Below are 12,947 nucleotides of genomic sequence, written 5' to 3'. Positions count from 1 at the left end.
TAGGTAAAAAATTCCTTTTGATATATAATTATGGATTTTAGAAGTTTTTTAATATATACAGTTTTTTTGTTAGTTTCGTCAGTTTTAGCTCTGATGTCGCAATTGTGCAAGAAGAGAATCAATAGTATTGCATTTCTAATTGTAACATATATTTTTATTGTCACTTTTTGGAGTTTAAGATATGGCATAGGATTTGATTATGATTCATATATTGATATATCGAAAGAAATACGAAATGGATATGATAGCTACGTAGAACCAGTTTATCATTTGGCTTCAATGTTATTTCAATTTAATGGTGGTGAATTTTTTACTATCTCATTAATGAGTGCTATTACGTATTTTTTCCTTATAGCTTCTCTTTATAGAAATAATATTTTATGTCAGGGAATATTTTTTTCCATTGTTCTTCAGTATCAGTTTATGGCATCAAATCAAATTAGACAAGCTTTAGCAATAGCAGTTTTTTTATTTGCTTTAGAGTATATTGAGAAAAAAAAATATAAAATATGGATTCCTATACTTGTATTGGATGTTTTACTATGTCATACATCAGCTTTTATTTTATTTCTTATAATTCCATTAGCTCAAAATATCAAATTTTCAAATCATAAATGGATAATAATTATTGTTGTTTTATATATTTTACAATTAGCAGGAGTATTTAGGAACTTAGGGAATATAGTGTTGACCTCGCTTCCTATACCTGAAAATTATATGCATTTTATAAACTCAGATAGAGTTCTTGCCGAAGAAATAGGATTCTCTCCTGTATTTCTTTTTTATATTATAATTACTGTTTATATATTAATATATTACAATCCACAAAATAGGATTAATTTAAATCTTTATCTTATTGGGTTAAGTATGTATATAATTTTTATCGAATATCATTTGCTACAAAGACTTTCGATGTACTGTTTCTACGTAATTATTTATATTATCAGCAAATACTGTATAAATAGTAAACAGCATGGAATTAATGTGATTTTAGCTTCAATTGTTTTCTACTTATTTTTAATAACCAGAGATACAAATTTACATGGTGTTATACCATATAAGTCTTTATTTGATATGTAATAAAATCATAATAATAACAATATGAAGATTATATATACTATAAATTCTACATACAATAGTGGTGGAATGGAAAAAGTTTTATGTAATAAAGTGAATTATTTCTGTAAGGAATTAGGATTTGACGTTATCATTATCACAACGGAACAGAAAAACAGAGAAAATTTCTTTTCTTTTGATCAAAAAATAAAGTTTATAGATTTAGCAATTAACTATGATGATGATTTAAATACAAATAGAGTAATAAGATTTTTTAGAGAAAGAAAAAAAAGGAAATTACATAAAAGATTCTTAGAAAGAATTATATATCAAGAAAAACCTGATATTTGTATTTCAATGTTTGATAGAGATTTCAATATTTTACATAAGATAAAAGATGGAAGTAAAAAAATCTTAGAATTCCATTTTTGTAAAAAGATGAAAGTTCTAGAGCAAAAAAACCCCATGATGAAGCTAATTCAATTTTTAAGAATAAAAGGTTGGGAAAATATTGTATCTAAATATGATAGATTTGTAGTATTAACAGATGAAGACAAAAAACATTGGGGAAATATTAAGAATATAAACGTAATACCCAATAGTATGGAAATCAATACTTCAAATCATTCAGATATCAATAAAAAGAATGTTTTAAGTATAGGACGAATGTCGTATCAAAAAGGTTTTGATATGCTTGTTCAAGCATGGCAGAAAGTTATTAAAATACATCCTGAATGGAAACTTACAATAGTTGGTGGAGGAGAAAAAGAAAGCATTAGAAAAAAAATTTGTAAATTAGGATTAAATAATAATATTGAGTTAAAACCACCAACCCACAATATAGAACATGAATATGTTAACGCTTCAATATATGTTATGAGTTCTAGATATGAGGGACTTCCAATGGTTCTTATTGAAGCAATGTCATACGGGCTTCCAATAATATCATTCTCATGTCCATGTGGTCCTAAGGATTTAATAGATAAAGAATATGGGATATTGGTAAAGCCAAATAATATTGAAGAATTAGCCAATTCTATTATAATGCTAATAGAAAGTAAAGAAAAAAGATTATATTTGAGGAATCAATCTTTAAAACGTGCAAAAGATTTCTCAAAAGATAGAATAATGAATATATGGGTTAATTTGTTTAATGATTTATTAAGTTCTAAGATATGAATCCTAAAGTTTCAATTATAGTACCTGTATTTAATCTTGAATTATATTTACATAGATGTTTGGATAGTTTAATACATCAAACTTATAATAACATAGAAATAATTGTAGTAAATGACGGATCTAAAGACAAATCTATTTCTATTATTAATAAGTATGCGGAGCAAGATAAAAGATTTATCGTTATAGATAAAAAAAATGAAGGAGTATCTGTCGCTAGAAATGAAGGCATTAATAAGGCTAACGGTAAGTATATTATGTTTGTTGACGGTGATGATTGGATTGATTGTGACATGATAGAAAAACTTGTTGAAACTGCCGAAAAAACTCAAAGTGATTTCGTTGGTGCCGGTTTTATTTTTGAGGATTTAGAAAATAATAAAAAGAGATGTTCGCCTGATGGATTTACACAAGTTTTATTCGAAGGTAAAGAAATTTTAAAAAACTATTTAGTAGGGAACTACATTTGGAGTAGTGTTTGGGGGGGAATATATCTTTTGGAAACAATTGTTAAAAACAATATATACTTTGCTCCAGAAATAAAATATGCAGAAGATGTATTTTTCACTATTAATTTTATGGCTTTTGCCAAAAAAATTATTGTTCGTGAAGAGCATTTTTATCATGTTTTGGTAAGGGCATCTAGCGTTACAAGAAATAGCATTCATGAACTTGACAAGAAAAAGAAAAGACCAAATGTAGAAGAGTTTTTAAAGAAAAATAATTTATGGGATGAATACAAAGATTATTATAAGGCATGGTTTGTACGTTTTAGTAACTATGAACTTTATCATTTGGCGTTAAAAGTTAATTATAAAATATTTAGAGATTTTTACAATGAATATACAAAGACAACAGACTACAAGAAGTGGAATAATTATATGATAAGAAAACTTATGAGTAAAAAGCATAGAATAATGTCTTTATTAGGGCGAAGTTCTATTTTTATATGGTTATCAATGAATATTCCAACATTGTTAGGAAAAAAAATCATAGTATAAAACTTAAATATAACATTATGAATAATGAACTAGTTTCTATAATAACTCCTATGTATAAAGGAGCGACTTTTGTTGCTGAAACAATAGAATCTGTCAAATCTCAGACTTATAAAAATTGGGAAATGATTATTGTTGATGATTGTTCCCCAGATAATGGTGCCGGAATAAATGTAGTAAAAAAGTATGCTGAAAAAGACAATAGAATAATACTTATTGAAAGTAAAAAAAACAGAGGCTCTTCCGGTTCAAGAAATATAGCTTTAGAAAAAGCTAAAGGACAATATATAGCTTTTCTTGATTCGGATGATATTTGGTTACCTACGTTCCTTGAAGAACAATTAAAGTTTATGAAAGAAAAAGATGCAGCTTTAGTTTTCTCATCATATTATAGAATTGATGAAAATACTAAAGAAGAGATTCTCTCACCATTTATTGTTCCTGAGAAAGTTACATATAAGTCTCTGCTTAAAACATGTCCGATTTTCCCATCTACAGCAATATATGATCTATCTAAAGTAAAAAAATACTTTTTTAATGAAGGCATGGGAAGTATGAGGGATGATTATGTATATTGGCTTGCAATGCTTAAAGAAATAAAATATGCATACGGAAATAAAAAGAAATTAGTTTACTACAGAATGAGAAAAACTTCTGTTACTGCAAATAAAAAGAAAGTAATCTACCCTCAGTGGAATGTTTTGCGTAATGTAGAAAAACTTCCGATATTATCTTGTGTATATTATATTGTTTGCTGGGCATTTATATCTTATTTCAAATATAGAAAATAATGGAAAAATACGATTATTTAATAGTAGGTTCCGGTCTTTTCGGAGCAACATTTGCCTATAAGGCAAAACAAGTAGGAAAAAAATGTCTGGTAATAGATAAACGTCAGCATATTGGAGGAAATGTTTATTGTGAAAATATAGAAGGTATTAATGTACATAAATATGGAGCACACATATTCCATACATCAAATAAAGTTGTATGGGATTTTGTAAATTCTATAGTAGAATTTAACAGATATACCAATTCACCTGTAGCCAACTATAAAGGGAAATTATACAATCTTCCTTTCAATATGAATACCTTCTACCAGATGTGGGGCATAATTACTCCACAACAGGCAAAGGATAGAATTGAACAACAGAAAGCTGCTGCTGTAGAAAAAATGAAAAAAGCTGGTATTTCAGAACCTCGCAATCTAGAGGAACAAGCTATATCATTGATAGGAACAGATATTTATGAAACCCTTATCAAAGGATATACAGAAAAACAGTGGGGAAGAAAATGTACAGAACTTCCTGCTTTCATTATAAAACGTCTTCCTGTAAGATTTGTATATGACAACAATTATTTCAATGATAAGTATCAAGGAATACCTATTGGGGGATATAATAAACTAATTGATGGTCTTTTGGAAGGTATTGAAGTAAAAACCGGAATGGATTTCTTTGACAACAGAGAATACTGGGAGAGTATTGCTAAAAAGATAGTTTTTACCGGAAAAATAGATGAGTTCTATGGCTATCAGTTTGGAAAACTAGAATACAGAACTGTAAGATTTGAAGAAGAAATTCATAATTGCAGCAATTATCAGGGCAATGCTGTTGTAAACTATACCGAAAAAGATGTTCCATATACCAGAATAATAGAACATAAACATTTTGAAATGTTCGGAGCTGAAGTGGAAAGTTGTCCTAAGACAGTAATATCAAAAGAATATTCAACAGAATGGAAAAATGGTATGGAACCTTATTATCCTGTAAATGATGAGAAAAACAATACACTTTATGCAAAATATAAAGAATTGGCTGAAAAAGAAAAAAATGTAATTTTCGGAGGCAGATTGGCTGAATATAAATATTATGATATGGCACCGATTATTGAGAAAGTATTATCTTTCAAAGAAATATAATTATAAAAACATATTGCGGACCTGATCACTTACGTGACTGACCGACTGGGACATGACATGCGCTATGCGATAGACTCTACGAAGCTGCAGCGTGAGCTGGGCTGGGAACCGAGCCTGCAGTTTGAAGAGGGTATAGAGAAGACCGTGAAATGGTATCTGGAGAATCAGGAGTGGATGGATAATGTGACTTCAGGGGATTATCAGAAGTATTATGAGGAAACTTATAATAATTAAGATTAATATACAATGAGCAACAAGAAAGTTTTCGTAAGCGGGTGTTACGACCTGCTGCACAGCGGACACGTGGAGTTCTTCCAGCAGGCTTCGAAATTTGGAGACCTGTATGTGGGTATAGGTTCGGACGCCACTTATCTGGAATATAAGCACAGGAAACCGATGTTCCCGCAGGAGGAACGTCTGTTCATGGTGAAGAACATAAAGGCGGTGAAGGAGGCTTATATAAATGAGGGTAGCGGGGTGATTGACTTCATTCCGACTCTGGACATCGTGAAGCCGGACATATTCGTGGTGAACGCGGAAGGAGGAAGCGAAGAGAAACGCAGACTGTGTGAGGAACGTGGAATAGAATATATCGAGCTGCAGCGCACTCCGCACGAGGGTCTGGAGGCAAGAAGCTCGAGCTCGCTGAAGGCGGCTATGCAGAAACAGGAGGAAGGAAACGAGGAGAGTAAGGGTATACCGACGCGTCTGGATCTGGCGGGTACATGGATTGACCAGCCTTACGTGAGCGTGCATCATCCTGGATGGGCGATTACTATATCGCTGGAACCTACTTTCGAGGTGAGGGACAGATGTGGACTGAGCACCAGCACACGAAACATAATAAAGAAGATATGGCCGGTGAAACTGCCTAAAATGGATCCGGAAATGCTGGCACGTCTGGTGTTCTGCTTCGAGAATAATCCTGAGCGTGAAGAGGGACATATCTCCGGAGCACAGGATGCGATTGGTATTTGTGTGCCGGGACTGTGCAGGCATTATTATGACAATAATTTCTGGCCTCAGAAGGTGGAGATATGCAGGGACGAGATGACACTGAGATTCCTGGAACAGCATCTGGTGATGATTCCTCTGGAACCACGCAAACCGGGATGCTCGGTAGTGGAGGGAAAGGATATCACAGTGGAGAAGGTGAAGGCTCTGGCGGATGCGGCAGACGCATGCTGGAGTGCCATAATGGGACGTGACCTGAACGGCTTTGCAGCGGCTTACAAAGCGAGCTTCGAAGCGCAGACTGCGATGTTCCCGGGAATGCTGAATCCTGCGTATATAGGTCAGCCACAACAGGACAACAGCTTTATCGGTGATGCCATAGCGCACTACAGCGCAATGCCGGAGGTAATGGCATGGAAGCTGGCCGGTGCAGGCGGTGGCGGATATCTGGCTCTGGTGGTGAAGGATGCCAAGGAATTCCTGAACGGCCACAGCGAGGCGATTGAGCTGCATATAAGAAGGGAATAAAAATATTATTAGTACATCAAAAAGATGGCTAAGAAAGTTTTTTATACCATTGGAAGTTTCGAAATTTTTCGTAACTTTGTGACAAGAGATTTTCTCTAAAAAAATAAATAAATGTTTTCATGGCAGGGCACCGTGACGGTTAGCTCTGCCTTTTTTCTATTATGGCGAATAGCAGATGCAGAAAAGTTGACAGGCAAGGGGGAATTTTCGTTTATATAATTGATGTTACAGAACTTTTACGTAATTTTGTATTATATAAACTAATAATCAGTATTGGATATATCAAGTTTATGATGAATTTTGAGCAATAAGGAAAAATATACCTATAACAATGGCTAAAAGATAGATTTAAGTCTTTATTTACATTGAAAAGAATATATAAGAACTTTTAACTGAAAACATTATGAAAATCAATGGTTCAACTATTTTGATGGTGTTGATATTCGTTTTTTTTGTCTTTGGGATATTCTACATCGATAACAGCGGGTATTACAGAGTGACAATGGAGAAAGGTGCAAATGTGTATAACTCTGTGTTTGTATCGGGAGACAGCATTGACGTGCTACCTTTTGATACTGTAGTGAAAATTGAACCGTTTGGGGAGTATAGCTCGTATGAAATGCATGTTGACGGACAAACATTGTATGTGAAAAAAACGGACTTTGAACTGGTAAAAAGAACGTATGATATATGGGGAGTGGTGCAGTACTTTGTTTACTTCATTATCTTATGCATTGCATTGAATATGGGATATAAGTATTTGAGGAAAAACAATGTAAGACTGTTGTCACAATTGAAAACAGCGCTATATGTTATTATAACACTGGCAATATTCGGATGGATGATATTTTTGCTGAATAATCCGTCATCACCGCCAAGTCTGAATTCCAGAGCTAAAAACATGATTGCAATACAGATGGATATAGATGGATTTGAGCCTTCGACGGATAGCGAAGTGGATGTATTGTGTCATTATGACGGTTATAAATACCTTGTAAGAGATGAATACCATAATCAGTTTGTGGTACCTGCAGGTGGATTGAAAAATAAAGTGGAAAGTCTGAGTGACCTGAACGAGAAATTTACCTATAACGTGAGTAAGGAGAAAGTGGACTCATACATGGGGAAGGATATACTGCAATTTGCACGCGAAGTGGGAAGCTATGTTACCGGAGTGGGAATGATGTACGAATTTCCATACCTCGTGGCCATTGGAAACGGGGAGAGAGTGCAGGGAGTAACGGTGCTGACTAACATGGCAGGAGTGATTCAGAGCATATTGTACAATGAAGAGGAAAAATCGTCGAATATATTCAATAAGCTTCCTTTTTATGAAACAATAGCCTGCAAGAACTTATACGTGTCTACAGGTATTACGGGAGACAACAGTTTCTGGGAAAGGCTGCTGGCTGTTGTTGTGAATTTCTTCCTGATGGGATTTGTAATTTTAATGGTAGCAAGAACTGCCAGCGTGATATCGTACTGGGCGGGGGAAAAGAGTTTCAACGTGAAAAGGTCGGTGAAAATTATCATTTGGGTGATATGCTCACCGTTCATATATATTTATACACTGGCTCTTCTTGATTTCTACCACAGCTGGTGGATTCTGGTACTGCTATATATCTTATCGATCATTATTGAAACATTCGGCATAGGTACGGATGATGCGGCAAAGAGTATTTACAAATGTCCGTCGTGCCTGAAAAACGGAGCATACGCGCCAACGGAAAAGGTTATCAGCCGGACAATAGCGAAAACCAGCTATAGCTGGAATAGAGGAAAAACAGAATATAATATCAGAATTCCGGAGAAAACATACACCATGGATATTGAATATATTATGGTGGGCGCATGTAAAGAATGTGGATATGAGGATAAAAATACATATGTAAGACAGGAAACACGTACCAGAGATACCACTTGTCCGATGTGTGACAGTAAACTGAAAGTGAGTGCGGAAAACAATGTTTATTACGAAAAATGTCCGAACTGTGATTATTCACTAATTATCAGTGAAGTGAGATCTGGTAATGAGAAAAAAGAAAGCCCGGTTATACCGTATGATGAGGAAGAGGAAAGAAAGGAACAGAAAAGAAGAGAAAGAGAGGAACAAGAAAGAAAAGAAAAGGAAAGAAGGGAGGAGGAAGATAGAAACTTCTGGAAGCATGAGAAAGAGGATGCTTTGAGAAGGGCTGAAAAAGAACTGGAGGAAGCAGAAAAAAGAAATAAGTTGGGCTATGATGATGAAGTGAAACGACATATTGACGAGGCTGAAAAAGATATAGAAGAAGCTGATGATATAGATAAAAAATACTTGTAAGGTGTGCCGGGACTGTGCAGACACTATTATGACAATAATTTCTGGCCGAAGAAGGTGAAGGCTCTGGCGGATATCTGGCTCTAGTGGTGAAGGATGCCAAGGAATACCTGAACGGCCACAGCGAGGCGATTGAGCTGCATATAAAAAGGGAATAGTTACTGGATTCCAGTTGACTATGTTTTATAGGGGATTCCTCCATATCCGGCAAAGTGAAGCCGGGTGTGGGGGAATTTCAGTGTTTATAAGATTGATATTTCGGAAACTTTTACGTAATTTTGTATCAGAGCAGGTATCTGACAATCAAGGATTTCAAACTGGACGTGTGAATTCTTAGGCTTTAGAATTAAATAGAATATTTGTAAACATGTTTAATAAAATGATATAGTTATGAAAACGTTTAATGATGAAAAAAAAAGTGAAATAAAAGTGCCGTATGAAGCACCAGTTGTAGAATGTATAGAAATGGATACGGAAAATAGTTACTTAATATCAACCAGTGGCCTTGAAAGTTACGATGAAGAACAAGGCTTTTGGGACTAATGTATTGGATTGGTTATGAGGAAGATTGGTTACTATGCAATAGCAGCTTTCATTGCGATTACCGGGTGTACAGAAGAGGAATTCTCAGGCAATGGAAGTATAAAAGGTAATTATACACTGAAAGTAGAGATTGAGAATGGAAGTGATACCCGTACAGCTGTTGACAGTGAGAATCGTGTGATGTGGGTAGAGAATGATCAAATAGGTGTTTGGGGGAATAAAGGTTCTGTTAATACATGTTTTATGTATAACGGAATGTCAGATGACGGTTCGACAGCTTCTTTTAAAGGAACACTTAAAGATGATGAGCAACCGGTTGATGCTTATTATCCTTATAGAATGGAAGCATCCTTGATTGATGACAAACTATCTTTTACTCTTCCATCGGAATATGAGTATACAGAATGCAGTAATGCACCTATGATAGGAGTGAAACAGGAAAATGGAAATTTCCTGTTCAAGCATCTTTGTGGATTAATGAAACTGACTTTAAAAGGTATTCCGGTTGGGGAATCAAAACTCGTAATCCGGTCAGAAGGTGAGAATGCAAAAGGAATTTCCGGTCAGGCTATAGTAACAGATATAAAGGAGGAAAATGCTATTCTTACAATTAGTGAAGAAGGCTTGGATACAGTAGCAGTGAATGTTGATGCAAAGGAAGTGTCAGATAAAACGTTCTATATACCATTGCCGGTAGGTGAATATTCACAAATCTCAGTATCATATAATACGGAAGATAGTGTATATTTTAAAAAGACAATCTCGGATTGCAAAATTAAAAGAGGGGTGATTTTAAATATGCCGGAAGTACCTGTTCTGAATGAAGAAGGGATGTTAGAAGAATATTTGCAAACAATTCGGATGTATATTTCGAAATTGATGGAAGATTCCCAAAATGATGTGGAGATTGTGAAGGAGGGACTTATTTCATGGCTTGAACAACAATCTTACGTTTCTGATATAGAATACGATGATAGAAAAGATTATATAACTATAACTTATCAAAATGGGTTACAGTCTATGGTATCTTTTGTCTATATTGCAAGTTCGGCTGATGAGGTTGAAACAAAAGTAGCGACAAATGACATGCCGAATGAATCTACAACATATAATGTTGCTTCGATAGACGGAGAAACTATAGCGGTAGCAGGTCCGGTTTTATATTTGTATGGAATGGACTATGATCAGTTTATTGAGGACCAGTTTAATTTCTTAAAGGATAAATATACAAAAGAATTTGAAAATAATAGTAGAATAATAGATGAATCTCCTGTTGATGCTAAAATGGAAAAAGTTTCTGATGATATTTTTGTGTTAAACAGGTTGAAAAACTATAGTGCAATTCTTATTTCCGGTACACATGGTTCAGGTAATGCTCAGGGAGGATTTGGAATTATGTGTAAAGATAATTTACAGCTTGATATTATTAAGAAATTTGGAGAGAGTGTCTTACCAAATATTGCTTATCTGATTTTGCCAGGTCAAGAGGAATACGGTAGATTTAAAGATTCATATTTTGTTAAACCTGAATATTTTGATAATTATCAATGGGACTCTACTTATTTTATTTACGGAAATTATTGTTGGAGTTATGGACTGGAAAAACATATTACTCCAAGTTTCTGTGGTTATAAATGTATGACTGGTGACAAAAATAATGTACAGATGTCCAAAGAGTATTTTGGTTATCTGTTTAATGGAGCAACTCATGTGGATGCTGTTGCGAATGTTGAAAAACGTGAATTTAATATTAAGTGGTGGCCATTTGATGATAGGCATATGTGTGAGTTAGTATCTTCTGATAAGCATAAGAAACAACGTTATTTCAGCATTACGACGAATCCTGTAAAACATATGGATGGGGTATTTGGTGGAGTAAAAGTCACTGGTAAATTTAATGGATATAACAATTTGAAAAAGCAAGGTATACAATATGGAGTCTTTTATCGTAAAAAGGACAATTCTGAATTTATCCCATCTGACCCTGATGTAGAATTCGCAACCTTTGGTGAGTACGCCTATCCGAAGCCATTGGATCAGGAAGGCAATCTTACATTAAATATATATGATCTGGATCCAGAAACGGATTATCAATTTACCTTAGGCTTTAAATATGGAGCAAAATATTACTATGGTAACGTATGTGAGTTTACGACCGGAGCAGAAATGGATAGAGAAGCCTTGATTGATTATTATTATCAAGCTGACGGAGATAATTGGAATGCTGATGCCAGAACGAACTGGTGTACGGATAAGCCAATCAGTGAATGGGCCAATGTAACAACATCTATTTTAGATGGTAATATGAGAGTGACAAAACTGACTTTCCCTGAATTTTCTGAAAAGGTAGAGAATATCAATTTGCAAAGATTGGATAGTCTTACCACTTTGGAGATAAACGGTGTGCATTTGAAAAGTCTGGATGTGTCCGGACTAATGCGCTTAAAATGCATTGAAGATTATTCAAAATCAAGTTCTGTAAACGGAACAAGCTCCATAGATTATGTAAACCTTGCCGGTTGCAAAAATTATACAAATACATCTGATTGGGGGTTAGGAATTCCATTTAATTATGGGAAAAATACCAATCTGTCGGGATGTATAAGTTTGGCCGGATCTTTTGGTATCTATGAACATATGGAAACATTAAATCTATCTGGATGTACTGCATTGGAATATATTAATAAATCTGCGATTAATATTAATTTAAAAGAACTTGATGTTTCTGGCTGTTCGAGACTGAAGAAAATAGAAATCAATAAGTCAGACGAAAGAATGGTATTAAGCAAGATTTACTTGACAGGTTGTACTGAACTGAATACATTATATTGTACTTCTTGTGAATTAACAGAGTTAGATGTTTCATCATGTAATAAATTGGAACAGCTTTATTGTGATAATAATCGATTGACATCATTGAAGTTAGGTGAATTGCCTTTGCTATATAAATTATATTGCACAGGTAACCAATTGACTTCTTTAGATATAAATCAGTGTAAGTCATTGCAGGAACTTTATTGTGGTTGGAATCAATTGACAACTTTGAATGTTTCTACATTGAATAAACTTAGTAGTTTATATTGTGATAACAATCTATTAACATCCATTGAGATTCCGAATAATTATAGTTTAACGTGGTTGTCTTGTAAAGACAATAAAATCACCACTCTCGATTTATCAAAAATGTATTCAGATCAAAGTAGTGTGGAGGCTCATGGAAACTATATTACATTAGTAATATTTAGATCTCGAATACATAAGAGTCGTAATAATAACGGATTTACATTATGGGGTGAACATAGTTCTTCACAGAAATTCTATAATAGCATTAGTTATTATTATGAATACCCACAATGCCAATATGCAGAATAAGAATAATTTTAGAATATAGGGGATTCCTCCATATCCGGCAGAGTGAAGCCAGGTGTGGGGGAATTTCAGTGTTTATAAGATT

General features: G+C 34.1%; 9 protein-coding genes and 1 pseudogene. All 10 read left to right on the top strand.

The window, feature by feature from the left end:
• The first annotated feature begins 30 nt into the window (after positions 1–30).
• Positions 31–1,080, top strand: coding sequence for an EpsG family protein (locus Q0486_RS06915; RefSeq protein ID WP_299231495.1), 1,050 nt, complete (start codon positions 31–33; stop codon positions 1,078–1,080).
• Between the two features lie 21 nt (positions 1,081–1,101).
• The gene (locus Q0486_RS06910; protein WP_299231493.1) at positions 1,102–2,235 is read left to right on the top strand and encodes a glycosyltransferase family 4 protein; all 1,134 of its coding nucleotides are present in this window, start codon (positions 1,102–1,104) and stop codon (positions 2,233–2,235) included.
• Positions 2,232–3,233, top strand: a complete 1,002-nt coding sequence (locus Q0486_RS06905) for a glycosyltransferase (RefSeq protein ID WP_299231491.1) — start codon at positions 2,232–2,234, stop codon at positions 3,231–3,233. The genes Q0486_RS06910 and Q0486_RS06905 overlap by 4 nt, the downstream gene beginning before the upstream one ends.
• A gap of 17 nt (positions 3,234–3,250) precedes the next feature.
• Positions 3,251–4,021, top strand: coding sequence for a glycosyltransferase family 2 protein (locus Q0486_RS06900; RefSeq protein WP_299231489.1), 771 nt, complete (start codon positions 3,251–3,253; stop codon positions 4,019–4,021).
• Positions 4,021–5,151, top strand: a complete 1,131-nt coding sequence (gene glf / locus Q0486_RS06895) for a UDP-galactopyranose mutase (protein ID WP_299231487.1) — start codon at positions 4,021–4,023, stop codon at positions 5,149–5,151. Before Q0486_RS06900 ends, glf begins: the two co-directional genes overlap by 1 nt.
• An 18-nt stretch (positions 5,152–5,169) precedes the next feature.
• A pseudogene (locus Q0486_RS06890) lies at positions 5,170–5,385 on the top strand (GDP-mannose 4,6-dehydratase); the annotation flags it as partial.
• Between the two features lie 12 nt (positions 5,386–5,397).
• Complete coding sequence (locus tag Q0486_RS06885) at positions 5,398–6,633, top strand: adenylyltransferase/cytidyltransferase family protein (RefSeq protein ID WP_299231485.1); 1,236 nt, start codon at positions 5,398–5,400, stop codon at positions 6,631–6,633.
• 403 nt (positions 6,634–7,036) lie between these two features.
• Positions 7,037–8,953, top strand: a complete 1,917-nt coding sequence (locus Q0486_RS06880; protein WP_299231483.1) for a hypothetical protein — start codon at positions 7,037–7,039, stop codon at positions 8,951–8,953.
• A gap of 387 nt (positions 8,954–9,340) precedes the next feature.
• On the top strand, positions 9,341–9,493 hold the full coding sequence (locus Q0486_RS06875; protein ID WP_299231481.1) for a hypothetical protein: 153 nt from the start codon (positions 9,341–9,343) through the stop codon (positions 9,491–9,493).
• A gap of 15 nt (positions 9,494–9,508) precedes the next feature.
• Complete coding sequence (locus Q0486_RS06870) at positions 9,509–12,865, top strand: hypothetical protein (protein WP_299231479.1); 3,357 nt, start codon at positions 9,509–9,511, stop codon at positions 12,863–12,865.
• The last annotated feature ends 82 nt before the right edge of the window (positions 12,866–12,947 follow it).

The sequence above is a fragment of the uncultured Bacteroides sp. genome (genome assembly GCF_937912035.1).
In the GTDB taxonomy this organism is placed as follows: domain Bacteria; phylum Bacteroidota; class Bacteroidia; order Bacteroidales; family Bacteroidaceae; genus Phocaeicola.
This window is presented reverse-complemented; position numbering and strand designations above follow the sequence as displayed.